Origin of the sequence: Streptomyces sp. NPDC058534, assembly GCF_042717365.1 — a bacterium.
In the GTDB taxonomy this organism is placed as follows: Bacteria; Actinomycetota; Actinomycetes; order Streptomycetales; family Streptomycetaceae; genus Streptomyces.
Window position 1 is genome coordinate 101,706 of record NZ_JBHXNW010000006.1, and the last position, 24,877, is coordinate 126,582.

Annotated in this window: 28 protein-coding genes, 1 tRNA gene and 1 pseudogene; 19 read left to right on the forward strand and 11 right to left on the reverse strand. The window is 69.8% G+C overall.

Going from position 1 to position 24,877, the window contains the following annotated elements; all coding sequences use genetic code 11:
* Nucleotides 1–22: 22 nt before the first annotated feature.
* From ACFWR9_RS05240 to ACFWR9_RS05255, 4 genes are all read right to left on the reverse strand, one after another.
* Complete coding sequence (locus tag ACFWR9_RS05240) at nt 23–532, reverse strand: copper chaperone PCu(A)C (RefSeq protein ID WP_383835747.1); 510 nt, start codon at nt 530–532, stop codon at nt 23–25.
* Nucleotides 529–1,179 carry an SCO family protein gene (locus tag ACFWR9_RS05245; RefSeq protein WP_383835751.1) on the reverse strand — a complete coding sequence of 217 codons (651 nt, stop codon included), beginning with the start codon at nt 1,177–1,179 and terminating at the stop codon, nt 529–531. Before ACFWR9_RS05245 ends, ACFWR9_RS05240 begins: the two co-directional genes overlap by 4 nt.
* A gap of 124 nt (nt 1,180–1,303) precedes the next feature.
* On the reverse strand, nt 1,304–2,065 hold the full coding sequence (locus tag ACFWR9_RS05250; RefSeq protein WP_383835754.1) for a YcnI family protein: 762 nt from the start codon (nt 2,063–2,065) through the stop codon (nt 1,304–1,306).
* A 140-nt stretch (nt 2,066–2,205) separates the two neighbouring features.
* Complete coding sequence (locus ACFWR9_RS05255) at nt 2,206–3,054, reverse strand: hypothetical protein (protein WP_383835757.1); 849 nt, start codon at nt 3,052–3,054, stop codon at nt 2,206–2,208.
* Between the two features lie 233 nt (nt 3,055–3,287).
* On the opposite strand from ACFWR9_RS05255, the gene ACFWR9_RS05260 reads away from it, so the two are divergent.
* Complete coding sequence (locus ACFWR9_RS05260; protein WP_383835760.1) at nt 3,288–3,752, forward strand: ATP-binding protein; 465 nt, start codon at nt 3,288–3,290, stop codon at nt 3,750–3,752.
* Between the two features lie 216 nt (nt 3,753–3,968).
* Here the strand turns inward: ACFWR9_RS05260 and ACFWR9_RS05265 are convergent, their stop codons facing one another.
* Both ACFWR9_RS05265 and ACFWR9_RS05270 read right to left on the reverse strand, forming a co-directional pair.
* Complete coding sequence (locus tag ACFWR9_RS05265) at nt 3,969–5,471, reverse strand: aminopeptidase P family protein (protein WP_383835763.1); 1,503 nt, start codon at nt 5,469–5,471, stop codon at nt 3,969–3,971.
* Between the two features lie 134 nt (nt 5,472–5,605).
* Entirely contained in the window at nt 5,606–7,039 is a 1,434-nt protein-coding gene (locus ACFWR9_RS05270; RefSeq protein WP_383835766.1) for a PP2C family protein-serine/threonine phosphatase, read from the reverse strand.
* Nucleotides 7,040–7,722: 683 nt separating this feature from the next.
* Here ACFWR9_RS05270 and ACFWR9_RS05275 point away from each other — a divergent pair.
* Together ACFWR9_RS05275 and ACFWR9_RS05280 are read left to right on the forward strand one after the other, a co-directional pair.
* On the forward strand, nt 7,723–8,388 hold the full coding sequence (locus ACFWR9_RS05275) for a bifunctional DNA primase/polymerase (protein ID WP_383835769.1): 666 nt from the start codon (nt 7,723–7,725) through the stop codon (nt 8,386–8,388).
* A gap of 55 nt (nt 8,389–8,443) precedes the next feature.
* Entirely contained in the window at nt 8,444–9,187 is a 744-nt protein-coding gene (locus ACFWR9_RS05280) for a hypothetical protein (RefSeq protein WP_383835772.1), read from the forward strand.
* Between the two features lie 244 nt (nt 9,188–9,431).
* On the opposite strand, the gene ACFWR9_RS05285 is transcribed toward ACFWR9_RS05280, so the two are convergent.
* From ACFWR9_RS05285 to ACFWR9_RS05295, 3 genes are all read right to left on the reverse strand, one after another.
* On the reverse strand, nt 9,432–10,397 hold the full coding sequence (locus ACFWR9_RS05285) for a DUF5926 family protein (protein ID WP_383835774.1): 966 nt from the start codon (nt 10,395–10,397) through the stop codon (nt 9,432–9,434).
* A gap of 280 nt (nt 10,398–10,677) precedes the next feature.
* Nucleotides 10,678–11,316 carry an ATP-binding protein gene (locus ACFWR9_RS05290; RefSeq protein WP_383835777.1) on the reverse strand — a complete coding sequence of 213 codons (639 nt, stop codon included), beginning with the start codon at nt 11,314–11,316 and terminating at the stop codon, nt 10,678–10,680.
* Nucleotides 11,317–11,443: 127 nt separating this feature from the next.
* Entirely contained in the window at nt 11,444–12,271 is an 828-nt protein-coding gene (locus ACFWR9_RS05295; protein ID WP_383835780.1) for a glycerophosphodiester phosphodiesterase, read from the reverse strand.
* Nucleotides 12,272–12,534: 263 nt separating this feature from the next.
* Here ACFWR9_RS05295 and ACFWR9_RS05300 point away from each other — a divergent pair, with 263 nt between their 5' ends.
* Nucleotides 12,535–14,067, forward strand: coding sequence for a S1C family serine protease (locus tag ACFWR9_RS05300; protein WP_383835784.1), 1,533 nt, complete (start codon nt 12,535–12,537; stop codon nt 14,065–14,067).
* Nucleotides 14,068–14,127: 60 nt separating this feature from the next.
* Nucleotides 14,128–14,212, forward strand: a tRNA-Ser gene (locus ACFWR9_RS05305).
* 152 nt (nt 14,213–14,364) lie between these two features.
* On the opposite strand, the gene ACFWR9_RS05310 is transcribed toward ACFWR9_RS05305, so the two are convergent.
* Nucleotides 14,365–15,123 (reverse strand): GntR family transcriptional regulator, encoded by a 759-nt coding sequence (locus ACFWR9_RS05310; RefSeq protein ID WP_383835788.1) that lies wholly within the window; start codon nt 15,121–15,123, stop codon nt 14,365–14,367.
* A 79-nt stretch (nt 15,124–15,202) separates the two neighbouring features.
* On the opposite strand from ACFWR9_RS05310, the pseudogene ACFWR9_RS05315 reads away from it, so the two are divergent.
* From ACFWR9_RS05315 to ACFWR9_RS05345, 7 genes and pseudogenes are all read left to right on the forward strand, one after another.
* Nucleotides 15,203–15,480, forward strand: a pseudogene (locus ACFWR9_RS05315) (hypothetical protein).
* 159 nt (nt 15,481–15,639) lie between these two features.
* Complete coding sequence (locus ACFWR9_RS05320; RefSeq protein WP_381770535.1) at nt 15,640–15,804, forward strand: hypothetical protein; 165 nt, start codon at nt 15,640–15,642, stop codon at nt 15,802–15,804.
* A gap of 200 nt (nt 15,805–16,004) precedes the next feature.
* The gene (locus tag ACFWR9_RS05325; protein WP_053637609.1) at nt 16,005–16,229 is read left to right on the forward strand and encodes a hypothetical protein; all 225 of its coding nucleotides are present in this window, start codon (nt 16,005–16,007) and stop codon (nt 16,227–16,229) included.
* Between the two features lie 8 nt (nt 16,230–16,237).
* Nucleotides 16,238–16,969 (forward strand): GntR family transcriptional regulator, encoded by a 732-nt coding sequence (locus ACFWR9_RS05330; RefSeq protein ID WP_383835965.1) that lies wholly within the window; start codon nt 16,238–16,240, stop codon nt 16,967–16,969.
* Nucleotides 16,966–17,280 (forward strand): hypothetical protein, encoded by a 315-nt coding sequence (locus ACFWR9_RS05335; RefSeq protein WP_383835793.1) that lies wholly within the window; start codon nt 16,966–16,968, stop codon nt 17,278–17,280. The genes ACFWR9_RS05330 and ACFWR9_RS05335 overlap by 4 nt, the downstream gene beginning before the upstream one ends.
* A gap of 92 nt (nt 17,281–17,372) precedes the next feature.
* Nucleotides 17,373–17,651 carry a hypothetical protein gene (locus ACFWR9_RS05340; protein ID WP_383835796.1) on the forward strand — a complete coding sequence of 93 codons (279 nt, stop codon included), beginning with the start codon at nt 17,373–17,375 and terminating at the stop codon, nt 17,649–17,651.
* Nucleotides 17,652–18,417: 766 nt separating this feature from the next.
* Entirely contained in the window at nt 18,418–19,932 is a 1,515-nt protein-coding gene (locus tag ACFWR9_RS05345; protein ID WP_383835799.1) for an ATP-dependent endonuclease, read from the forward strand.
* 345 nt (nt 19,933–20,277) lie between these two features.
* Here the strand turns inward: ACFWR9_RS05345 and ACFWR9_RS05350 are convergent, their stop codons facing one another.
* Entirely contained in the window at nt 20,278–20,742 is a 465-nt protein-coding gene (locus tag ACFWR9_RS05350; RefSeq protein ID WP_383835802.1) for an NUDIX hydrolase, read from the reverse strand.
* Between the two features lie 18 nt (nt 20,743–20,760).
* On the opposite strand from ACFWR9_RS05350, the gene ACFWR9_RS05355 reads away from it, so the two are divergent.
* The 7 genes from ACFWR9_RS05355 to ACFWR9_RS05385 all read left to right on the forward strand — a co-directional run bounded on the left by ACFWR9_RS05355 (nt 20,761) and on the right by ACFWR9_RS05385 (nt 24,865).
* Nucleotides 20,761–21,540, forward strand: coding sequence for a GntR family transcriptional regulator (locus tag ACFWR9_RS05355; protein ID WP_383835805.1), 780 nt, complete (start codon nt 20,761–20,763; stop codon nt 21,538–21,540).
* Nucleotides 21,541–21,679: 139 nt separating this feature from the next.
* Nucleotides 21,680–22,036 (forward strand): hypothetical protein, encoded by a 357-nt coding sequence (locus ACFWR9_RS05360; protein ID WP_003950171.1) that lies wholly within the window; start codon nt 21,680–21,682, stop codon nt 22,034–22,036.
* A gap of 3 nt (nt 22,037–22,039) precedes the next feature.
* The gene (locus tag ACFWR9_RS05365) at nt 22,040–23,395 is read left to right on the forward strand and encodes an FtsK/SpoIIIE domain-containing protein (RefSeq protein WP_383835808.1); all 1,356 of its coding nucleotides are present in this window, start codon (nt 22,040–22,042) and stop codon (nt 23,393–23,395) included.
* An 84-nt stretch (nt 23,396–23,479) separates the two neighbouring features.
* Nucleotides 23,480–24,133, forward strand: coding sequence for a DUF2637 domain-containing protein (locus ACFWR9_RS05370; RefSeq protein WP_383835811.1), 654 nt, complete (start codon nt 23,480–23,482; stop codon nt 24,131–24,133).
* 32 nt (nt 24,134–24,165) lie between these two features.
* A complete protein-coding gene (locus tag ACFWR9_RS05375) occupies nt 24,166–24,357 on the forward strand; it encodes a mobile element transfer protein (protein ID WP_007388789.1) in 192 nt (63 codons plus the stop codon).
* An 11-nt stretch (nt 24,358–24,368) separates the two neighbouring features.
* Complete coding sequence (locus tag ACFWR9_RS05380) at nt 24,369–24,524, forward strand: hypothetical protein (RefSeq protein WP_383835814.1); 156 nt, start codon at nt 24,369–24,371, stop codon at nt 24,522–24,524.
* Nucleotides 24,525–24,547: 23 nt separating this feature from the next.
* The gene (locus ACFWR9_RS05385) at nt 24,548–24,865 is read left to right on the forward strand and encodes a SpdD-like protein (protein WP_383835817.1); all 318 of its coding nucleotides are present in this window, start codon (nt 24,548–24,550) and stop codon (nt 24,863–24,865) included.
* Nucleotides 24,866–24,877: the final 12 nt, after the last annotated feature.

Here is a 24,877-nt window from a genome sequence, read left to right on the forward strand (position 1 = left end):
TGGTCCCTCCCTCGGTGTCCGGTCAGTTTCCGGTGTGTGCGGCGTGTCCGTCGGTGGGCTGGTAGGTGGCCGCCTTCACGGGCACCTTGACCGTGACGGGGTCGGACTGGGCGAAGTGGAGTTCGACGGTGATCGACTGGCCCTGCTTCGGCTGCCGCTTCAGCTTCTCGAACATCAGGTGGTTTCCGCCGCTCTTGAACACGAGTTGACCGTGTGCGGGGATCTTGAGGCGGTCCACCTCGTTCATCGTCCCGTCGACGGTTTCGTGCACGGTGACGTCGCCTGCCCCGCTGGTGACCGAGGTCAGTTCGTCGTCCGAGTCGCCCTCGTTGGTGATGGTGAGGAACCCGGCCGCCATCGAGGCGGAGACCGGCTGCGGTATGTAGGCGGCGCCGGCCGAGAGTTCGGCCCCGGAGGCCCCGGAGGCGCCGGAGGCCGCGGAGCCGGAGTCCGAGCCGCCGCAGCCCGCGAGGGCCAGGGTGCCGAGCACCGCGAGGGCGGCGAGGGCGGGGCGGGTGCCGCGGGCGCTCACGGGTTCTCTCCCTTGATGAGCTTGGGGAGGTCCTTGATGTAGTCGTCGACCGTGGCGTCCTCGCCGTAGAGCACGTAGCCCGCGTCGGACTTCGGGGAGAAGGCGACGACCTGGGTGCCGTGGGTCGAGACGATCTTGCCGTTCTTGTCCTTGGTCGGCGGGTCGATCGAGATGCCGAGGGTGCGAGCGCCGGCCTGGATGGTGTCGAAGTCGCCGGTCAGGCCGACGATCTGCGGGTCGATGCCCTTGAGCCACTTGCCCAGCGCGGCCGGGGTGTCCCGTTCCGGGTCGGTGCTGACGAACACGACCCGGAGCTTGTCCTGCTCGGCCTGGGACAGCTGCTTCTTGGCCACGGCGATGTTGTTCATGGTCAGGGGGCAGACGTCGGGGCAGTGCGTGTAGCCGAAGTAGACCAGCGTGGGCCGTCCGGCGGTCTGCTCATGGAAGTCGTACTTCTTGCCCTGGGTGTCGGTGAGGACGAGGTCGGGCTTCTCGAAGGGCTTGTCGAGGACGGTGGCGGCCTGCTGGGCGGTGTCCTCGGAGACCACGGTGACCGGCTTGTCGCTGTCGGCGCCGCTGCCGCAGGCGGACAGGGTCAGGGAGGCGGCGGCGAGCAGGGCCGCCGCGGCGAACGTCTTCTTGCGCATAGAAAAATGTCCCAGCTGTGAGGTGCACCGGTGCGCGCCGGGGTCCGTCGGACAGACGGAACGGCGCGCACCGGACGTGAGGATGCGCCGACGGGGTGGCGTCGGCGCACCGGCGCGGGCGTCGTTACGCCGACGCGCCGGAGTCGCGCCGGCGGCCCGCCAGCACGCCGTAGCCGACGCCCGCCGCGCCGACGACGATGCCGACGATGCCGAGGACCCGGGCGGTGGTGTCGCTGCCGTCACCGGAGCCGTCGTCGGTGGAGGCTGCGGCGGCGGTGTCCTTGGCGGCCGACTCGGCGTCGTCCCCGGCCTTCGCGTCCGACGAGTCCGACGCGCCGTGGGCGTCGTCCTCGGCGGCGGCCAGCTCCAGCACGGGCGCCGGGTTCTCGGGCTCGTCCTGGCCCTCCTGCGGCACCTCGATCCAGCGCACGACCTCCTTGTTGGAGTACGTCTGGATGGCCTTGAACACCATCTGGTCGGCGTCCTCGGGCAGCGTGCCGAGGGAGACCGGGAACTTCTGGAAGTAGCCGGGCTCGACGCCCTTGCCCTCGGCGGTCCAGGTCACCTTGGAGACGGCCTCGGTGAGCTGCTTGCCGTGCGACTCGATCGGCTTGGCCAGCTCGGACGTGGTGACCTCGGCCTTCCAGCCGGGGACCGGCTGCGGCATCACGGAGGCCAGCGGCTGGTCGGTGGGGAAGTTGACCTCCAGCTTGGTCGTGGAGGCGTCGTCCCGCTCGTTGGGGACCTTGAAGTCGACGACCGCGTAACCGCCCTTGGCGGCCGTGCCCTCCGGCTGCACGCTGACGTGCGCGAAGGCGGGGGCGGACAGGGCGAGGACGGCGATGCCGGAGACGGCGCCGGCGGCGGCGATACGGGAAGCCTTCATGGACGGAGCACTCCGCTTCGAGTGGGCACCGGTACTGCACCGGTGACGGGTGAGGAGAGGGATGCGCGCACGCGCGCGTGCCGCACGACGACGGCCTCTCCGTACTCCCTGGGCGGAAGCGGGGTGGTGGTCGTGTCGTGTCAGGCGGCCAGGCCGAACACGTCGCTCGGCGGGCCGCGCCTGATCACCGTGTGCTGGAGTGCGGTGGTACGGGGCCGCGGCGGCGCCAGCAGGGCGGGACGCGGCGGGCGCGGGCCCGTACCGGGGGCGCCGGCGAGCCCGGCGTGCAGGGCGCGCACCAGGGAGAGCGCCGCGCGCAGGGCGCGTACGAACGCCCCCTCGGCCATCGAGTGCGCCGAATGCGCCGACAGTTCGACGAGCCGGGCCAGTGCCAGGTCCCCGCGGCGCAGCAGCCAGCCGGCGGCGAGGGCCGCGAGGACGTGGCCGAGCAGCATCGGCAGGGACGGCAGCAGCGAGGCGGGGTCGCCGACGCCGGCCAGCGCGTCGGCGGGATGGTGTGTGGCACCGGTGGCCCCGGTGGCGGCGTCCGGTGCGATCCGGGCGTCGTCGAGGATCCGCTGGGCCTGGGCCGGGCTGATCGCCGCCGCCGTGGTCCCGCAGACCAGCCGTGCCGCCTGCTGGACCAGAGAGGCGTCGGACAGCCCGCCCGTCGCGCCGGCGGCCGTACCGGATGCCGTGACCGCGGTGGTGCCGTGCTGGCCCAGTCCGAACAGGACGTGCAGCGCGGTCTGTCCGACGGTGAGCAGTGCCACGATGCCGGGCAGCGAGCGCAGCCGGCCGGCGAGGGGCGCGGCGACCAGGACCGCCCCGAGGAATCCGGCGCCCAGCGACCACAGCGGAACGGTGGCGCAGGAGGCGAGGGTGTGCCCCGCCGCGGCCAGCACGACGCAGACCGCGGCGAACACCGCGGCCCGCAGGGTCCGGAGATCGTTCCCGGAGCGCGCCGTTGGCGGGTGGGGGGCAGTCATGGCGGGCTCATCATCGCACTGACGCCCCTCGCGCCGTACGGCGGGTCCACAAGATGCCGTACGACCCGAAGTGAACCGGAAGATCACTCTCTGGGGCGGGCCGTGCCACATACACCGGCGCACGACGGTGACACATCCGCCAGATGAGCGGTGTCACGGCCCGGGCGTGCTTACACCGCGGTGTGAGGGGCAATACGTAACGGTATGTCGAGCCGCGGCCGGGAGGCTGGAGCATGAGCATCTGGTGGTCACTCCATTTGCGGCGCGAGGCTGCGAGCGTGCCCCTGGCCCGCCGCCTGCTGATCGGCACCATGGAGACCGCGGGGGTCGACCCCGACATCTCCTTCGATCTCTCCGTCGCACTGAGCGAGGCCTGCGCCAACGCCGTCGAGCACGGCGGGAGCGGCGGCTCGGGCGGCCCCACGGGGGCCTACCGCGTCACGGCCTACCTCGACGGCGAGCGCTGCCGTATCGAGGTCTCCGACACGGGCCCCGGGTTCCCCGCCTGCGCGCCGGGCCGGCCGGGGAGTGTCGGCCGCCCGGTCTCCGCGGACGCCGAGAGCGGACGCGGCCTGTGTCTCATCCGGGAACTGGCGGACCACGTCCAGATCGGCAACGAGCCGGGGCAGAGCGGCGCCGTGGTGAGCTTCGACAAGATCCTCAAGTGGCGTGCGGACGCGCCTCTGGTGGCGGTCTGACCCGATGGCATGACCAGGCGGTACGACGACGGGGGGGGGGGCGGGGGGGGGGGGGGGGGGGGGGGGGGGGGCAGGCCGTGGCGGCCGCCCGCCCCCCCAGCCCAGGGTCGGGGGGGGGGGGGGGCGGGCGGTGGGGGGGGGTTGCCCCGGCGGGCATCGCCGGGGGGCCCCCCGCCGGCGGGCCCCCGCCCGGGGGCCCCCCCCGTCGTTCGTGCGTCAGCCCTTCAGCGCCGCCATCCACTCCTCGACCTCGTCCGAGCGGCGCGGCAGCCCGGCGGACAGGTTCCGGTTGCCGTCCGCGGTGACGAGAATGTCGTCCTCGATGCGGACGCCGACGCCCCGGTACTCCTCGGGCACGGTCAGGTCGTCGGCCTGGAAGTACAGGCCGGGCTCGACGGTGAGCACCATGCCGGGCTCCAGGGTGCCGTCGACGTAGGACTCCACCCGCGCGGCGGCGCAGTCGTGGACGTCGAGGCCGAGCATGTGACCGGTGCCGTGCAGCGTCCAGCGGCGCTGCAGGCCCAGCTCAAGAACCCGCTCGACCGGACCCTCGACCAGGCCCCACTCGACCAGCCGCTCGGCCAGCACGCGCTGGGACGCGTCGTGGAAGTCGCGGTACTTGGCGCCCGGCTTGACGGCCGCGATGCCGGCCTCCTGGGCGTCATACACCGCGTCGTAGATCTTCTTCTGCAGCTCGCTGTAGCGGCCGTTGACCGGCAGCGTGCGCGTGACGTCCGCCGTGTAGTACGTGTGCGTCTCCACGCCCGCGTCGAGCAGCAGCAGGTCGCCGGAGCGGACCGGGCCGTCGTTGCGGACCCAGTGCAGGGTGCAGGCGTGCGGGCCCGCGGCGCAGATGGAGCCGTAGCCGACGTCGTTGCCCTCCACGCGCGCACGGAGGAAGAACGTGCCCTCGATGTAGCGCTCGCTGGTCGCCTCCGCCTTGTCGAGGACCTTCACGACGTCCTCGAAGCCGCGCACGGTGGAGTCGACGGCCTTCTGCAGCTCGCCGATCTCGAACTCGTCCTTGACGAGGCGGGCCTCGGAGAGGAAGACGCGCAGTTCCTCGTCGCGCTCGGCGGTGACCTTGTCGGTGAGGGCGGCCTCGATGCCGGCGTCGTGGCCGCGGACGACGCGGACGGGGCCGGTGGCCTCGCGCAGGCTGTCCGCCAGCTCGCGGACGTCGGAGGCGGGGATGCCGAACAGCTTCCCGGCCTCGGTGAGGGAGTGGCGGCGGCCGACCCACAGCTCGCCCTGGCCGCTGAGCCAGAACTCGCCGTTCTCGCGGTCGGAGCGGGGCAGGAGGTAGATCGTCGCGGTGTGGCCGTCGCCCCTGGGCTCCAGGACCAGGACGCCGTCCTCCGTCTGGTTTCCGGTCAGGTACGCGTACTCGACCGAGGCGCGGAAGACGTACTCCGTGTCGTTCGACCGGGTCTTCAGGTTGCCCGCGGGGATCACCAGGCGCTCGCCCGGGAAGCGGGCGGACAGCGCGGCGCGGCGGGTGGCGGTCTCGGCTGCCTGGGCGATCGGCTCCAGGTCGTACAGCTCCGTGTCGGCCCAGCCGGACTTCATGTTCTCGGCCAGCTCGTCGGACACGCCCGGGTACAGGCCGTTCTTGCGCTGCTTGACCGGCTCGTCGCCGTCCGCGTCAGCGGCGTCCTCAAGCACGGCTTCCGGGGTCTCCGGGGTCTCCGGGTTCTCCTGGGTGAGCTCCTCCGACACGGTCATCCTCCTCGATACGGCACTGGACCACCCCCCATCGTACGGCCGTACGGAAGGGGGCCCAGGGCCGAAGGGCCTGTTACCGGGAGGTCGCTACCGTCCGTTATCCATGGCCTTCGAGGCGTCAGTGTCCGTTATTCGAACCGTACGGCCAGCAGGACGACGTCCTCCTCGGAGTCCGCCTCGGCCTTCCCGTCCGGCAGCACGGTGCGCAGGACGTGGTCGGCGACCGCGTCCGGATCGCGGCGCGCGGCCCTCGGTACGCCGGCGGCGGCCGCGTGCAGCCGGGCGAAGGCACGGTCGGCCCGGTCTCCCGTGCGGTGCAGCAGCCCGTCCGTGTACAGCAGAACCGTCTCTCCCGCTTCGGCCTGCAGCTCCACGCTGGGCGCCTCCCAGCAGGCGAGCATGCCGAGCGGCGCCGAGACGGAGGTCTCGACGTACTCCGTGCGCCGCTCCCCGATCAGCAGCGGCGGGCTGTGCCCGGCGCCGGCCAGGGTGATCCGGCGCAGCGCGGGCTCGCAGTAGCCGAACAGCGCGGTGGCCGAACGGGCGGGCTCGGTCAGGCGCAGCAGCAACTCCAGGTCGGACAGGACCGCGACCGGGTCCTCGCCCTCCATCACGGCGTACGCCCGCAGCGAGGCGCGCAGCCGCCCCATCGCGGCGACCGCGCTGGGCCCGGCCCCGGTGACGGAGCCGACGGAGAGGCCGAGCGCGGCGTCCGGCAGCGGCAGCGCGTCGTACCAGTCGCCGCCGCCGAGCGGGCCGGTGCGGTGCCGGGCGGCGAGCTGGACGCCGGGCACCCGGGGCAGGCGGGAGGGCAGCAGCTCCTCGGCCATCGTCGCCATGCACGCGCGCGTGCGCTCGACCTCCAGGAGGCGGGTCAGGTGGTGCGCGGCGTACCGGACGTAGAGGCCGGCCAGGTGGCGCTGGTGCTCGTCCGGTTCGGCGGGTTCGTCGTAGAGCCACGCGGCGGCGCCGAGACGTCCGGTGCCCTCGGCGGACAGCGGGAGCGCGTAGCTGGCGGCGTAGCCGAGGCGGGCGGCGACCTCCCGGTGGCGCGGGTCGAGGCCGTTCTCGGCCAACAGGTCGGGCTCGGCGACCCCGTCCTCGCCGACCGGCAGCCCGTCCAGGATCCGCCCGTAGGACAGGGAGTTCCGGGGCACGGTCTCGATGTGGCCGAGGTCGGCGCGGGCCAGCCCGAGGCCGATGGTGGTGTCCGGGCCGAGTCCGTCGGCCGGCTCCAGGATGACGAGACCGCGCCGGGCGCCCACCAGGGCGGCTCCGGCGCGCAGCAACTCCTGGAGGCCGTCGGAGAGGGTGTCCGTGCGGACCAGGCGTTCGGTCAGTTCGTGCAGGGTCGTGAGGTCCGAGACCCAGCCGGCCAGCCGGTCCTGGAGGAGGGTGCCGGGGGCAGAGCCTTTGGCCGGGGCGTCGTCCGTGGCGGCGGCATCCGTGGTGTCCGGCGGGGCGGCCGGGGAGGCGCCGGGGGTGGCGGGCGCGACAGTGTGTGCGGGGGACGGAACCGCTGAATCGATTCCGGCCACTTTCGGAGGGTGCGGGGCGTTCATGGTGTCTGGCTTTCCGACCGGCGCTTACTGCTCAAAAGCATCGCAAACCCCCATGTCATTCTGCGCCGCTAGCAGTGTCTCCACATGTACACGCACTCGTAAGGGGATGTCCAGCATTGTCCTGCCGGGATTCCTGGTGTCCGTGGGGTGCGAGCGGCCTCCTTCCCGACTCTTGCAGAAAAGCCAGATTGGCTTGAAACTGCCCCAGAGGACGGCTTGTTGCGGTCGACTGGGGGTGCTTCACGGAGCGTCACAGCGGTCGTGATGGGTACGTACTCGGAGAAGGCCGGGGGTGGTTGGGGGCCACCCGGAACCTGGCGACGGACCCGGGCGTCCTATCCACCGACGACCGTGCCCCATCCTCCCGTGGCGGAGGCGGAGAGAAATACGCGGAACGGCAAACGCCAGACTTCGCCACCCCCGCGCCACGCCCATGCTCTTGCCAGACGCAGTGTGGACGGAACCGTCACGGACGCAGTCAGTGCTCGACCCACAGGGGTTTCCCCTGCCCTTGGGCAGAGGTGTTCCCCGGCGGGGTGCCGCTCGGGGGAGCGCGCCCTGGTGTGGGGGTCGTCCCGCGGCACGGATGTGATGCGCCACCAAGCTACGCACAGCGAATGCTCGACACATGGTGTGAGTGACCACGGTGTTGCCAGGCGTGCAACGGAAAGGAACGAGCGCTCATGCGCGAGATCCTCGGAAGGCGACGCAGGCTCCTGTCCCGGCACGACGACGGGCGGCCTGAGCTGATCGGCGCGGCCCTGACCTACGCGACGCAATGGCAGTGGCCCGTACTCCCGGGCGTGGCGGCGGACCCGCAGGCGCAGTCCCGCTGCGGCTGCCCCGATCCCGAGTGCACGGTGCCGGGCGCGCATCCCTTCGACCCCGGCCTCCTCGCGGCCACCACCGACGCGCGCATGGTGCGCTGGTGGTGGGGCAACCGGCCCTCCGCGCCGATCGTCCTGGCCACCGGCGGCGGCGCCCCGTGCGCGGTCTCGCTGCCCGCCCTCCCGGCCGCTCATGCCCTGGCCGCGCTGGACCGCGCCGGCCTGCGGATCGGCCCGGTCGTCGCCTCGCCCACCCGCTGGTCGCTGCTGGTGCGGCCCTACTCCATGGAACAGCTGGGCGAGCTGCTCTACGCCAAGGACTTCGTCCCCGGATCCCTGCGTTTCCACGGCGAGGGCGGCTATCTCGCGCTGCCGCCGTCCGAGAGCGGCGGCGGCGCCGTCCGCTGGGAGCGGGCACCGCTGCCCGGCTCCGCCTCGCCCTGGGTGCCCGACGTGGAGGCCGTGGTGGACGCGGCCGTCGACGCCCTCACTCGTACGGGTGTGAGCGCGCCCGAGTTGTAGGGGTGTCCGGCGCGCGCGGAGGGTGTGCCCGGCCTTCGTCGTTATCGTCCGGACCATGCCGCTTCATGCAGGGGAGCACCGTGCCGTCGCGCCGCGCCGCGCCGGCCTGCACCGCGCCGGGCCGCGCCGTGGGGGGCCGGACCGCCGGCGTGTACGTCTGTACGGCCTCGTCGGCGTCGTGGTCTGCGTGGCGGTGCTGCCGTTCGCCGTGGCGTCCGCGGGGCCGCCGCCCGACCCCGCGACCGTCCGGATCCTCTCGCAGGGCGGTGACTCCAAGGCGTCCGACGGCGCCGGCCGCGCCCCGGCACCGAGTGGGGCCGCCTCCCCCCGTTCGCCGCTGCCGCCCGGTCCGGCCACGGCCGTGCGCTGCGGGCCCGAACTCACCTCGCCCGAAGGTGTCGAGGCGCAGACCTGCGTCCTGGCACAGGGGGCGGAGACCTGGGCGCGGACCTACTACCGCAACGCCACCGGCGACCGGCTCGAAGCCGTGCTGAGCCTCATGGGGCCTGACGGGCGCAGCCTGCGGATGCGGTGCGCCGTGAGCGCCGAGGACACCCCGGGCACCTGCGAGACACCCCGGGAACGCGCTCGGGGAGGATTGGCCGGATACACCGCGGTCGCGGAGTTCGCGAGCCGGGCCGGGTACGGGCCACTGCTGCTGCGCACCGGCAGCAACAGGGATACCGGGCGCGGCGCCAAGAGCGAGGGTGGCGCGGGCGCCGGGAGTAACGGAAGCAACGGCTTCGTCGGGAATCCCGACCGCGTTGAAAGCAACTCACCTGCGGGAACGGGGAGTTGAGGGCCGGTTGCGGTGCGTGCGCGACCGGAGACATGGAAAGACCCGGTTGCTGGCGACGGGGGATGCACCAGCAACCGGGCTACTCGAACGGTAACAAGAGATCGGCTGTTAGCAAATTCGATCTCCTGTTTTCCGGTCACCGACTGGCCTGTCCGCGCCGTGAGTTGTGACCGGAGTCACCCACTCCACGGCGGGCGCTCCGGCTGACCGGTCGGTCAGCCGGGCCGGCCCGTGCCGCCGCGCGTCAGCTGAGGGTCACCTGCCGGTTGGTCAGCCCGCCGCGCGCCCTGCGCTCGTCGTGCGTGAGCGGTGCGTCCGCGGCCAGTGCCTCGGCGAGCCGCTCGCCGAACTCGGCGGCGGGCTTCTCGATGTCCTGCGCGGTGACCTCGCTCGGCAGGTCCCACACCGGCACGGTGAGCCCATGGGCGCGGAAGGAGCCGACGAGGCGGGTGCCCTCGCCGAGCGAGGACCGGCCGGCCGCGTGCAGCCGCGCGAGAGCGTCCAGAAGCCGCTCCTCCTCGTGCGGCATGACCCAGCGCAGGTGGTTCTTGTCCGGCGTCTCGCACCAGTACGCGGCGTCCACGCTCTGGAGCCGGACGGTCGGGATGGCCGCGGCGTTGGCCCGCTCCAGGGAGGCGGTCACCTCCGGCGTGGCGTTCTCCGGGTCCGGCACCCAGAACTCGAAGCCCGCGTGCACCTCCGGCTCGAACGCCCCCTCGGGTGCGAGCAGGTCCTGCAGCCGGGGGCCCTCGGCCGGCGCGCGGCGGCCCTGCACCGGTGTGCCCGGCGCGGCCTCCAGCGCCTGCTGGAGGGTGTCGGCGAGGTCGCGGCTGATGTCGCCGGACGCCGTGTCGTTCTGCAGGCCGAGCAGGACCGAGCCGTCGTCGCGGCGCAGGGCGGGCCAGGCCATCGGGAGCACCGTGGCCAGAGTGACGGAGGGGACGCCCTCGGGCAGGCCGTCCTTAAGGGTCAGCTCCACCGTGGCCGCCGGGACCAGCTCCCGCAGGGCCACCCAGTCGCACTCGCCGGCCAGCTCCTCGAAGGGGCGGTGCACCAGAGCGGTCGTGGCATGCGCGGCGGCTCGGCCGTGGCACGCCTTGTAGCGGCGGCCGCTGCCGCAGGGGCAGGGCTCGCGGGCACCGACGACCGGGATCTCTCCGGCGGTGGCCTGCGGGCGCTTGGCCTTCGTCTGGGGTCGCTTCTTGGCCATCGTGGGTGTCTCCCGGTTGCGGCTCATCTCGTACGGCGCGAGCCTAGCCGCTCGCGCGGTGACCTACGGGACCCTGTGGACAACGGGGCGTCTGTGGACAGTGGGTGGGGTGGGCCTGGGTGGGGGTGGCCGACGGGCGGCTGCGCGAAGCCCGGGACACCTGAGAGGCCCGACGGCGGGAGTCGGCCCGCCGCGTCCCGGCTCGCCGCCTCTGCGCCCACCCACCTCCGCGCCTCCACGCCTCGCAGGGGCGAAAGGCGCCGTGCCGGGGTCAGCGGGGTCAGCCCGCCTCTTCGACGGCGTCCGCGAAGTCCAGGCCGGGGATCTCCGACACCGCCGGTGCCGTGATCCGGGTGGCGAAGTCGTCGCGCCGATGTCCGGCGTCCGGGTCGTGCACGTCGTCGTGGACGACGACCCAGACCGTGACCTCGCCGCGCGCGTCGTCCCGTACGCCCCAGTCGTCGGCCAGCGCGGTGATGATGTTCAGCCCGCGGCCGCCGTGCGCGGTGACCGACGGGGTCGCCGGCGTCGGACGGGTCGGGCCGCCGCCGTCCGTGACCTCCACGACCAGCCGGCCGCCCGGGTCCACCTGCCACGCGGCGCGCACGTCGCCGTCGCCGGACAGGGCGTCGCCCAGCGGGCGGCCGTGCTTGCACGCATTGCTCAAGAGTTCGGAAAGGACCAGTACGGCGTCGTCGATGACCGGCTCCGCCACACCGCTGCTGCGCAACTGCTCGCGCATCCGGTGCCTCGCTCTCCCCACGCCCGCAGGGCCATGGGGAACGGCCATGCTCGACGACGTGGGCACTTCCTGTGCCACCACCAACGCCACCCCCGAGACCTCCTTCGCCCCACGCCACGGTGTGGATGCCCCTCTGGCCTGAACCGGAAACCGGCCCGTCCTCGCCCAGTGACGCATTCGACACGGTCGAACACGCACCGAACGCGCCGGAGCACTCCCTGTAATCACATGGCTGGATTTCGTCGGTGTGGCCGGGACCGGAGAATGCGGCAGACGGGCCGCCGGGTCAAGACCTCCGGACGAATCAGCGCCCCAGGTGGTCCCGTACCGCGCGCGGCCGGTTGGTGATGATGGCGTCGACGCCCAGGTCGGCGCAGAGATCCACGTCGTCGGTGTCGTTCACGGTCCAGACGTGCACCTGGTGGCCGGCGCGCTTCAGGCGCTCGATGTAGGCGGGGTGGTTGCGCACGATCCGGATCGAGGGGCCCGCGATCCGGACACCCGCGGGCAGCCGCCCGTCGCGCAGCCTGGGTGAGACGAACTGCATCAGATAGACCGTCGGGAGCGTCGGCGAGGCGGCCCGCACCCGGTGCAGCGAGCGGGCCGAGAAGCTCATCACGCGCACCGGGGAACCCGCGGCCGAGGCCGGGGCGTCGAGTCCGAACCGCTTCAGGAGCAGCAGCAGCCGCTCCTCCACCTGCCCCGCCCACCGCGTGGGGTGCTTGGTCTCGATCGCCAGCTCCACCCGCCGTCCGGCGTCGGCCACCAGCTGGAGCAGCCGCTCCAGGGTCAGGACGGAGGTCTCCTCCCGGTCCTCGGGCCGGTGCTCCCAGTCCGGCTGCTCGTCGCGCGTGCGCCAGAACTCGCGGGTGCGGCGGGCCCCGAAGTCCAGCTCGGCCAGATCGGCGAGCTCCAGCGCGGATACCGCGCCCCGGCCGTTCGACGTACGGTTGACGCGCCAGTCGTGAACACAGACGAGATGACCGTCCGCCGTCAGGCGCACATCGCACTCGAGGGCGTCCGCCCCGTCCTCGATCGCCTTCCGGTACGCGGCCAGGGTGTGCTCGGGGGCCTCCTCGGAGGCTCCACGGTGGGCGACGACCTGAATCCGGTGCTGTCGTGCGTGGGTCACCGCGTCATGGTGCCACCGCGGGCGGGTAGACGTGCCATCGGGTCGAATCGGCAACGCGTCCGTTTAGCCTTGAATATCCCATATAAAGGACGGTCCAGGACCCACAGGAACCGCTTATGGTGCTCTGACGGCCTGTGGGAAAAGCTGATGGCATACAAAAACGCCAGCACATCCGCATCGCGCCGGACCGTGGACCACCGCGTGAGCGTGGCTGAGCGCGACCAGGGTGACCGACACACTGCCGTGGAACGAGGAGAGAAGCTGTGAGCACCGAGAACGAGGGCACCGCGGTACCCCCGGCCCCGTCCGCACCACCCGTGCCGGTGGACGCTCCCGCTGCCTCCGCCCAGCCCCCCGCCCCGCACCAGCCCCCTGCCCCGCAACAGGCTTCGGCCCCCACCTCCCAGGACCCGGCCCCTACTCCCCAGGACCCGGCCGCCGCTCCGCCCGCCCAGTCGCCGGCCGCGGCGGCGCCCCAGGGACACACACCGCCCGACGCCTCCTGGCCCCCGCCCCCGCCGCCCGGCACCCCGTCGTACGGCGGAGGCGGCGGTGACGGCGGTCATGGCGGTCACGGCGGTCATGGCTTCGGCGAAGGCTCGGGCGGCGACGGTGCGGGAGGTGCGGGAGGCGGCGGCTGGGGAGCCTCGTACCAGCCGCCCCCCGCGCCCAAGACGGGCCGCGGCCGAGGTGGCGTGCTCGCCGGAATCCTGATCGCGGCGCTGGTCGCGGGCGGTCTGGGCGGCGGCCTCGGCTACACCCTGGCCAAGAACAACGACGACAGCGGCTCCACCACGGTCTCCGCCTCCGACACCGGCGGTTCCGTCAAGCGTGAGGCCGGCACGGTGGCCGGCGTGGCCAACAAGGCGCTGCCCAGCACGGTCACCATCCAGGCCGAGGGCAGCAACGGCGAGGGCGGCACCGGCACCGGCTTCGTCTTCGACAAGCAGGGCCACATCGTCACCAACAACCACGTCGTGGCGGAGGCGGTCGACGGCGGCAAGCTCAGCGCGACCTTCCCCGACGGCAAGAAGTACGACGCGGAGGTGGTCGGCAACGCGCAGGGCTACGACGTCGCGGTCATCAAGCTGGAGAACGCTCCCTCCGACCTGAACCCGCTCCCTCTCGGTGACTCCGACAAGGTGGCCGTGGGCGACTCGACGATCGCCATCGGCGCCCCCTTCGGCCTGTCCAACACGGTCACCACGGGCATCATCAGCGCCAAGAACCGCCCCGTGGCCTCCAGTGACGGCAGCGCGGACAGCAAGGCGTCCTACATGAGCGCCCTCCAGACCGACGCGTCGATCAACCCGGGCAACTCCGGCGGCCCGCTGCTGGACGCCCAGGGCAACGTCATCGGGATCAACTCCGCGATCCAGTCCACGAGCAACGGCGGCTTCGGCACCGGCCAGGCCGGCTCCATCGGCCTGGGCTTCGCGATCCCGGTCAACCAGGCCAAGTTCGTCGCCCAGCAGCTGATCAAGACCGGTAAGCCGGTCTACGCGAAGATCGGCGCCTCGGTCTCCCTGGAGGAGACGACGAACGGCGCGAAGCTCACCGAGCAGGGCGTGGGCGGCTCCGACCCCGTCGAGGCGGGCGGCCCCGCGGCCGACGCGGGCCTCAAGCCCGGCGACGTCATCACCAAGCTCGACGACCGGGTGATCGACAGCGGCCCGACCCTGATCGGCGAGATCTGGACCCACAAGCCCGGCGACGAGGTCACGGTCACCTACGAGCGCGGCGGCAAGCAGCACACCACCGAACTCACCCTCGGCTCCAAGCTGGGCGACGGCTGACCCACACCCCCGGACCGACCCGCTACCCTGGTCCCGCGCCACAGATCACGACCGGCGCGGGGTGGGTTGCCCGAGCGGCCTAAGGGAACGGTCTTGAAAACCGTCGTGGCGCAAGCCACCGTGGGTTCAAATCCCACACCCACCGCAGTGCTACGGCCCCTGACCAGGCTTTACGGTCGGGGGCCGTTGGCGTGTGCGCTGCCCGTCGTACACCGCCGTTCCCCGCGACTTCCCGGCCGATCGGGCACGGAAGGGGCACGGCTGGGGCATGCCCTGACGGGCCTGCCGCCTGGTCGCCTACGCTCGGCTGATCGGAATCTCGTACACGATCTCGCAGTGCGCCGCGGGCACCACGATGTCCGCAGTCTCGACCGGCCGCCCTTGGTCGCTGTAGTACGTCCGCCGGATGTGCGTGACGAGCGCGGCCTTCTGAATCCCCAGTAGCGACGCTTCCTCGGCGGTCGCCTGCGTGGGCTCGGGCTGCTCCACGGCATGGCTGACGGTGATCCCGATGGCGGCCATCCGGTTCACGACACCTGCCCCCGCGTGCGGCCCTCCCTCGGGGAGGACGACGAGACTGCCGGCGGTGAGGTCGTACGGCTCCCAACTGGTCGAGAGCTGCACGGGCCTGCCGTCGGCCAGAAACTCGTAAGCGGTCCGGACGCACAGCTCGCCCTCGGCGATACCGAGTCGGGCGGCGATCTCCGCCGGGGCCGGCACCTTGGCGTCGGTCCTGCTCTCCCAGTCGCCCTGCCTGCCGACGGCCTTCATGTCCGCCCGGAACGGCGACCCTTCGGGCTGCTCGCGGGCGGACGACCGCACCACGCGCACGCGCTGCCGGGGCTCGGCGACGTAGGTGCCCGACCCGGCTCGACCCTCCAGCACGCCCTGGGAGATCAGCAGCTCCTGAGCCCTGCGGACGACGTTCTCGCCCACGCCGCACTCCTGGCCGATCTGCGCGCGGGAGGGAAGCCGGTCCCCCGGTTCCCACACGTGCTCCGCAATCCGCTGCCGTAGCTCGTCGGCGATGCGGAGATAGGGCGGCTGCTCAGGCATATGGAAAATCTAGTCCACTAGCCCTAACCTAGTTAACTAGCTTCACTCAAAGTGATCGCCGAGTGACGGAGGCTCCCCTGTGCCCGCTTCGCGAGTGAGCGCGGAAGCCATCGCCGCCCAGTTATCGGCGGTCGGGCTCACCACACGCGTGGAAGAGCACGACCGGTGCACGTCGGTCGAGGCGGAGGTACCGGAAGCGCTCTCCGTCGAGTCATGGCGGGAGGTCCTGGAAGTCCTGGCGGAGGCCGATCGCTTCGGGCTTCACGCCACCAGCTTGAACGGCCGCACCCTTTGGGCGGTCGTACGCAAAGCGGCCCCACGACGGGCGATGTCGGGGGACCGAGCCATCAGCGATAGGAGCTGAGCAGCGTGCTCAACCGTATCCGCCGTGCCGTCTCGCTCGCCAGAGCGCGGTACTTCCCCAAGGGCAGGCACCGCCGAGCCTTAACGCCGTCCCGGACGGCTGTAGCGACGCCTCCCGCGCTCGCCGTAGAACCGCCGGCCGTCCCGGACTGGATGCCGGACACCGCTGACCGCCTTCACCTGCTCCTGGGCGAGGACAACGCGCTCGTCCGCCCGTACGTGCTGGCCTGGGAGCGGCAGCGTGCACGCCAGCGCTCGGTGGTCGTGGCGCCGCGACTGTCGGCTGAGGCGTTCTCGGCTCTGGCAGGTGTTCGCTGATGCCTCCTCGCCAACGTCCCCATGTTTCGGAAACCGCGGCTGCTGCTTACCGGTCGACCGCATGCCGGGTCGGCACTCACGCAGCCTGTGCGGAAGCGTCGCCATCCCTTGCGCCGGTCGACCTGCCGGTGATTTACGAGACGTGCGCCTGCCCCTGCCACTCTGCGCCGGACCACTCCACACGACCGGCGGTGAAGGCGGTGAGCAACTGGGCCCCCGGGGGTGCGCTGGCATCCAACGTCGAGATCACGGCCGCTACCGTCCTGCGCGGCGACATCATCCAAGTCGGCGGTCGGGCATGCCGGGTGAGTGACCTCTTCCAGTTGCCCCAGGGCGCGAAGCAACTCCTGTTCGAGTCGGGAGAGCTGCTGACCATAAACGGGCGGACCCGGCTCGTGGCCGTGCGTATGACGAGAAGGCGGTGACGCAGTCCATGACGTCTCGCCGCCTCGTCGTCGCTGACGACCTGAGACGCCAGGTCACGACCGGTCGCATCGGACCTGGTGACCGGCTCCCGTCTGAGTCCGCCTTGGCCGACCGGTACAAGGTCAGCACGGCGACACTTCGAAGCGCCCTCGCTGTTCTCCAGGGCGAAGGCCTCGTCGAGAAGATCCACGGCAAGGGCAACTTCGTCCGCCGTCCTCTGCGAAAGATCACGTACGTCGGTGGGTGGGGCACGCTGGATCCTCGGACTGCCGCAGACGTGGACCTGCGCGTGACAGTCCGCACTACGGCACTGCCCGCGCGGGGGTACCTGACAGCGCTTCTGAAGGTGGATGACGGAAGCCCACTAACCGAATTCCTCCGACTCAGCTACGAGGGAGAGTCCCCCCACAGCCTGGCCCGCGTCTACGTACCGCGAGACCTGACACCGACCACGGCGCTCGGCGACCGGTCCTCAAGGGCGTGGGCGGAGGCCAGTTTCTCTGTGCCGGACCCGCTGCCGGCCGAGGTGCACGAGACGGTGTCCGCCCGACTCCCAACGCCGGATGAGGCATCGACCCTGCGGATCAACACAGCCTTGGCCGTCCTCGCGATCACTCGCGTAGCGGCAGACAACGCCGGACGAGTCATTGAGGCGGCACTACTGGTGTTCCCTGGGGATCGTGTCGACGCCGTCTTCAGCACCCACCACGTGATCGAAGAAAGGCAGGCGCACAGATGACGCCGCAGAACGAACTGAGACTCCTCCCGTGGTCGGGCCCGGACGGCAAGCCCTGCTACCTGAGCACCGATGACAGCGGCGGCTACATGTCCCGCCTGGCAGACAACATCGAGGCGGTACAGCTCGGGATGGCGGCTGACCTCGTAGAGCAGGTTTCGGCAGTACTCGGCGACCGGGATGCTGGCCCGGAGGATCTGCACCGCATGCTGACCGAACTGACCGGAGCACTGCGAGACGTGCTCCGGGTAGCTACCAGCCGCGGTCACCTCCTGGCCGTGAGCCAACCCCAGTCAGGGGCGCTCCTGACGTGAACCTCCTGTCAGCATTCGGCGACCCGGGGGTGCGATGGCTGGCCGGGGTCCCGCAGAGAAGCGGTGTCGTAGGGGGCGGCTATGTTGCACGGATGACTAATCCGGATCCGCTTGTGCCGGCACTCACCGGCCTGCTCGTTGACATCGTTCGGTGGCTGGAGAGTGCCGGGGACGAGGAAGTGGATCCGGACTCCGCGGTGAAGATGATGGAGAGCGTGGGCTGGACGCTGCTGCAACTGCCCTCAGAGCAACGCGAACGACTCTTGCAGGGGCTCGCAAGCTTGGCCGGAGCGGAGCAAGACCCCGCACGGCGTCAGTTCCTGGAGTCATTTCCCGTCGCCATCGGTATGGTCGAGGACGGGGAGAGCTGAGGTGAGTTGGGCTGATGACACCCAGTTCAGCCACAACTGATCACAGGCGGCCGTGACCTGCGGCCGCCTCATCGATCAACGCCGTGACCTGCTGCTGAGCTGTCGGTAGCTGTCGACGTTGGTCAACGCTGAGCGCCCTTCCACGGCCCTAGGACGGCCCGGGAGGGCGCTCTCGTTCGTGCGCTCGCCCCCTTAAACCGGATCGGCGCACGTCTCGCAATGGACGCAGTCGTCTTCCCGAATCCGCTTGTTGAGATGTGAAAAACCTGTAATGATTACAGTTCGCGAGAGAGGGGGATCCTTGAAGCTATCGCAAATTACTGCTCAAAAGTTCATGTCGTTTGATGAACTCAACCTGGATCTAGACGGTGAATCGGTAGTAATTACGGGGCCAAATTCAGCAGGAAAATCCAATGTAGGCCGAGTGGTGGATGTAATTCGCTCGGTTATATCTGCTCACGCCGGAGACGCAGCAGGGGATCGGCTTCACTTGTATGCCCGTGCTCCTCGGTTTGGTGGCCGTCGATTTACTGTATCCATGCAAGTCGAATTCGATCAGCCGTGGGAAAAGGCTCTGATAAGTACATTCATCCGGGCTGCTTACGTATCGAGTGTCGGCGAGTCTACCGGGCGAGTAATCTCAAGGCTGCGTCGAGATGAAGATGTACGTCGACGACTCGATGCTGAGTCTCTGTGGCCGCTACTTAGTGGAACTATCCGTATGCATTATGATGCGGGATCGCGACAACCGTGGAGGGTCTTTTGGGTGTCAGAAAGAGGTGACCTATCTTGCCGTATCGACGTGCTAAACGGGTCTCGAATGACCAAACGATTTCGTCTCCACGAAGTTCCTATCGTTCCGCTGGGTGAAGCATGGGTGCAAACATTTCCCGATCGTGATCTCGCATACAAGCCGCGAGAGGAAGCCCCTCGAATTGACTTCTCTCAGCTACTCAATCACGACAATGAAATTTCTCTGCAGACTACTGCTCCTATTGATGGTTCTCCCTTTCCTGATAGTCTCCGGGACCTAGCACTTCTGCTTGGTAAAAATGATCCAGATAGTCAGGTCTTTAATTTCACGCAGGTGTTGAATGTGATACTTCAGCGGGGAGTGGTGCTCACCGACAATAGACGCCTTCCTCTCGCTCGGGGCTACGAACTCGGCAATCTTCGGGTTGCCGCTGATCTGCAGGATGGTAGCCAAGTTCCAGGTGAGCTTTACCGCCTAAAGAACGGAACTCTGGAGCAGCGGAGTCGTTACGAGAACATTCGGGCGCTTTTCACCCACCTTGTGGGATGTCCGTTTGAAGTACAAGCCATACCCGATCCTGTCAAAGCTGACGGGTTGCTTATTGACGTGACGCTGCCAGAAGGCGGACTTGAGTATCCGATTGCGTTCGCGGGTGCTGGGCGGCAGGAGGCTCTCGTGCTAAGTACGCTCGTAGCTGGAGATCCTGGCAGGGTCCTTATTCTGGACGAGCCCGCTGTTCACATTGAGCCCACATTGCAGCGGCGTCTTGTCTATGCTCTTCAGGATCGCGCACAATGCGTCATCATCACGCACAGCGCGGACTTGGTCCCTGTTAGTAGAGCTTCCGATTTGTTGCGTATTGTTCGGCTTTCACCGGGCGTGCACGGCAGTGAGGTCCGACGTGTGTCCAGCGCACTTGATGAAAAGCGGCAAGCTCGATGGCTTCAGCGTCTAGGCGCAAACGATGCTCGCAGCCTACTTTTTTCTGCTGGAGCCGTCCTGTGTGAAGGTCCCACAGAGGTTGGTGCTTTGAGTGCATGGTGGGAGGAGAATGCAGGCCCTGGGTGGGTGCCGCCTAGTGGGGCCAATATCTCCCTCATAGATGTAGGAGGAGATCATGGGTTCGGAACCTATATTGAGTTCCTGACCGTTTTTGGTATCCCGTGGGCAGTGATTGCTGACGGTCCGGCACTTGCTCCAGGTAGTAAACTGCACAAGCACCTCGAAGTAGAGGGTCTTTTGCCGGTTGGCCATCCGAAAGATGCACAAGACTTTCACGCATGGAAAGAATATTGGAAGAATGTCGGCGTATTTAGTGTTGCCGACACATTTGGTACTGACGGCTCCAAGTCTGGTGAGTTTGAGGCGTATCTTGAACGCCTTGACAGCTCGCTATATCGGCAAGTCGGCCAAGATATAGGAAAGCGCAGTAAACCTCGAATCGGGGCCGCGTTTGCCGCTGATCACTCGCCTCCGCGAGAGGTTGTTGATGTCTATCATCTGATCCGGCAACACCTTGGTTGGTGACGAAAGATGGCGACAATAGCAAGGTCGGTGGAGCGGCTTTGGGCTGGAGCTGCTTTGGGGCGAGTGATCTTGGCCCCGTAAGCTGATGGCGAGTCGGGCAGTCTGTGGACCTGCCCGTTAAAGCACGACGTTGGGGCCAAGATCTTAGAGGCTCGCCCCAAAGTGGCTGCCTAAAGCCGTGGAGCCGACCGCCCCAGCCACAGAGGGTGTCTTCCCACTTCATGCCCGCAGCCGCCGAGCGCGCCGCCGGGCGCGGCCAGCCGGGGCGAAGACAGGAGGCGGGCCGCGCCGTAGAGGCGGCGCGCGCCCGCGCCGTGCGCGGGCCTTGATGAAGTAGGGAAAGTCTTATCCCGCCGGGATGAGGTGCTTGCCGTCGTGGCTTCGTACGTGAGGGCCGTTGCCGTCCAGGGCATCCAGGAGTCGGATCGCGTAGACCTCGGACATGCGGTCGCCGACCTCGTCGGGTGTGAGCCAGGAGACGGCTGTGGACTCGCTTGAGGTGCGTTCGGTGCCGCCGGAGGGTTTGCAGCGGAAGACGAGGGCGACGATGCCTCGGGTGGTGTTCTTGTAGACGCCGGTGAGTTCGTCGACCTCGACGTGGATGCCTGTCTCTTCCCGGACTTCGCGGGCTACGCCGGCCTCTGGGGTCTCGGTGAGTTCGAGTACGCCGCCGGGGAGTTCCCAGGTGCCGTTGTCGGCTCTGCGGATCGCCAGGAGGCGGCCGTCTTCGCGCACCACGACTCCGGCTACGGATACGGAGTGCAGGGGCGGTGACGTTGCTTCCTGTGGTTGACTCATGTACAGGAGCATAGGAGGCAGAGAAGGACTATGGGAACTGCGGTAGAGGGGGGCAGGTCCGGGCCTCGGTACGTGCAGATCGCGGACGACATCGTGCAGCAGATCCGGGCGGGTGTGCTCAAGCCCGGTGACATGGTGCCGAGTGAATCGGAGCTGGTGGAGCGCTACGGCGTGTCCGGGGGCACGATCCGCAAGGCCATGGTCGAGGTGCGGGCGAGTGGGCTCGTCGAGACCCGGCACGGCAAGGGCTCGATCGTGAAGGACCGGCCGCCGGTGCGGCACCGTTCCTCCGACCGCTTCCGGCGCTCGCTCCGCCAGGGCGGTAAGGCCGCGTACCTCGCGGAGTCCGCGCAGTCCGGCGCCACGGCTAAGGTGAGCGTCCTCTACATCGGACCCATGGACGCGCCCGCCGATGTCGCTCAGCGGCTCGGTGTTCCCGCCGGCACTCAGGTGCTCGCCCGGCGGCGCCTCTACTTCCGCAACGGCACCCCGGTCGAGACCGCCTCCTCCTACCTTCCGTGGGACGTCGTCAAGGACATCCCCGAGCTGTTCGCCGAGAATCCTGGCGGCGGTGGGATCTACGCCCGGCTCGAAGACCACGGGCATGAGTTCGCGGAGTTTGTCGAGACGTTGCAAGCTCGGCCGGCCTCGAAGGCGGAAGCTTCCGAGCTGGTGCTGAGTCCGGGTGCGCCGGTGGTTCATCTGATCCGTGAGGCGCGTACGACGGCCGGGGTCGTGGTGGAGGTCTGCGACACGCTCATGGCTGCTGACCAGTTCGTTTTCGAGTACCGAATCCCTGCCGCCGACTGACGCTCGCTCAACTTCTCGCAACCCGTCGTGACTTCGATGTCGCGGCGGGTTGACTCATGTACAGGAGTGATGCACTCTTCTTCATGTCACTCATGTACATGAGTGGCGGAGTTCAGCATCTGTAGAGGAGTGTTCTGCTGTGCGTCAGATTCCCGTCGACACCTCCGCCGCGACCGTGATGGTCGCCAAGACCCCGCAGCCCAAGGTGCGTGACCGCCGTACCGGCGAGATCGCCACCGACGCCGAGACCGGCGCGAAGCTGATGACCGTGGACGTGATGTTCGCGGCCAACGACGAAGTCGAGATCCTGTCCGTCACCGTCCCGGAGACCGGCATCTCCGGTGACCTGACCATGGGCACCCCGGCCGCGCTCACGGGGCTGGTCGCCCGGCCGTGGGAGAACGAGTTCAACGGCCAGAAGCGGCACGGCATCGCCTTCCGCGCGGTCGCCGTCACCTCGCTGGCCACCACGGGCACGGGCTCGAAGGCGGCCTGAGCCATGACGTGGCCGACGGTCTTACTGCTGGTGGTCGTCGCCGCTGCGGGTCTCCTGCGGTGGCGGCGTCCCGCCTGGTACTGGATGACCTTCGGGGTCACTTTCGCTGTCGTGCGCGTCCTGGTCCGCTACGCCTCCGTCATGGAGGCCTGCGGGCTGACGGTCCCGCCCTCGCGCTGGCGCCTCATGCTGGCCCGGATGACCAACCGCCCGGCACCGGGGTCCCGCGCGCCGCGCATCCTGAGACTGCGGCCCACCCACACCGGCCTGGTCCTCCGGCTCAAACTCCGCCCGGGACAGGACGCCTTCGACGTCGCCGCCGCCTCGGACCGGCTGCGCCACTCCTTCGGGATGTACGGCGTCACCTCCCGTGAGCTGCGTTCCGGTGTGGTCGAGATCCGGATGACCGGCTACGACGTGCTCAAGCGGGTGCAGATGCCGGCCAAGACCGACACCCGGCCGATGCGTGTCCCGGTCGCGCTGCGGGAGGACGGCTCGGTGCACTACCGCGACTACCGGGCCGTCCCGCACGGCTTGACCCTCGGCGCCACGGAGTCCGGCAAGTCCGTCTATCAACGCAACCTCGTCGCCGGGCTCGCCCCGCAGCACGTCGCGCTGGTCGGCGTCGACTGCAAGCAAGGAGTCGAGCTGTTCCCGCTGGCCCGCCGGTTCTCCGCGCTCGCCGACAACCCGGACACCGCGCTGGAACTGCTGGAAGCGCTGGTGTCCCACATGCAGGACGTGTATCAGCTCATCCGCGCCGAACAGCGGATCAGCGTCGCCGTTCCGGATGCGGAGATCGCCGCCGACATCTGGGACCTGCCCGAGGACCTGCGGCCGGTGCCGGTCGTCGTTCTGGTCGACGAGGTCGCCGAACTCGCGCTCTTCGCCAGCAAGGAGGAGGAGAAGCGCCGGGACCGGATCATCACCGCCCTGGTCCGCCTCGCCCAGCTCGGCCGCGCGGCCGGCGTCTACCTGGAGATCTGCGGGCAGCGCTTCGGCTCCGAACTCGGCAAGGGCATCACCATGCTCCGCGCCCAGCTCACCGGCCGCACCGCCCACCGCGTCAACGACGAGACGTCCGCGAACATGGCCTTCGGCGACATCGCCCCGGACGCCGTCCTCGCCGCCATCCAGATCCCCGCCGAGACACGCGGCATCGCCATAGCCGGAGACTCCACCGGCGGCTGGCACCGCATCCGCGCCCCGCACACCACGCTGCGCCAGGCCGTTAACGTCTGCAACAAGCACGCCGACCGCACACCCGAGCTGCCCGCGCTCGCGCCCTTCCGGCCCGCAGTCGCACCGCTGCCCTCGGCCCGCGTGCCGCTGTCCAAGACAACGCCAGCCACCGCCTGACTCCTCCCCCTCCCACGGTCGGCGCGACCGTCCTTCGCGCCGGGTCCCTACCCCCGCCATGCCTGATCACAGGAAGGAGCCGTGATGGCCCGCCCCGCTCTCCGCATCGACGCCGTACTCGTTCAGGCCGTCATCGCCGGGGCGCTGTCCTTCGCCCACCTCCACGACCTCGCCGCCGCTGCCGGACAGACCGGCTGGAAGGCCTGGGCCTATCCCGTCTCGGTCGACCTGCTCCTGGTCGCCGCCTGGCGTCGACTGCGTGCCGACGGGCCGTCCCGGCTGGCCTGGTGCTGGTTCGTCATCGCCCTGGTCGCCTCGCTCGGCGCCAACGTTGCCACCGCCGGGCTTCTCGACCTTGGCGACGTTCCGGCCTGGCTGCGGATTCTCGTTGCCGCCTGGCCCGCCCTGGCCTTCATGGGCGGCACCCTCCTCGCCCACTCGCCTGCGGCACCTTCCCCGGCTCCGCCGGCACCTTCCGACCCGGGTCCGGACCCCGTGCCCGAAACGGCCGCCGCTGAACCAGACGCGGCGCCTGAACCCCCCGTCGCCCCGCAGATCGAGGAAGCCCCTGCTCGGCTCACGGCCGTGCCGGTTCCGGCCGCGCTCGTCGACCACGCTCGCAAAGTCGCCGACGACCACCACGCCCGCACCGGCGCCCGGATCGACACCGACACCCTCCGCGCCCGCCTCGGCGTCCCGCCTCACCTCGCCGACGCCATCGCCGCCCAACTCGAATGACATGACCGCGACACGAGAGGAGATCGACTGACATGCCCGCCCGCGACTTCTTCCACTCCGTTATGCGGATCGGCCCCGTGCAGATCGGCACTCACCGCGACCGCCGGGGCCAGACCAAACACGCCGCCGTGTGCACCAACGACCGTTGCGGCTGGTCCGCCGACTACTCCAGCCAGTCCGCCGCACAGCTCGCCGCCCGCACCCACCGCTGCCGCGTCAGCTAGGAGGCCATCCGATGGACGTCCCGCTCTGGCTCGCGCTCCTGGTCGTCGGCTACCTCGGCGTCAAGCTCATCCGCCCGCCCTGGTGGCTCATCGCCGTACTCCTCCTCGGCGGCTTCCTCATTGCCGACAGCGTGCTGGCCCCCGTCGTCAACGGCTTCGTCAAGTAGCCCGACCTGAAGGGAGAACACCGATGCTCCGCCCGAAGATCCCGACCAATCCCACGCCCGCCGGCCACCTCACGCCGCCCGTAGTCGTGGAGCCGACCGCCGTCGTGCCGAGTGCGCAGGTTCCGCCTCCTGCTCCGGTCGCTTCCGCGCCGTCCCGGCCCACGGTGCAGCTCACCCCCGGCACCGCCCTCGCCCTCGTCGGCGGCGGAACGGCCGTCGTCCTGGTCGTCGGCGCCGTACTCGTCTCGATGCTCCTGGCCGTCGCCATCACCGGCGCCTCGGTCGCCGTTTGCGCCCTGGTGATCCGCTCCCTCGTCCACGCGGACGCCAAGCGACGCTGACCGGCCCCCGGG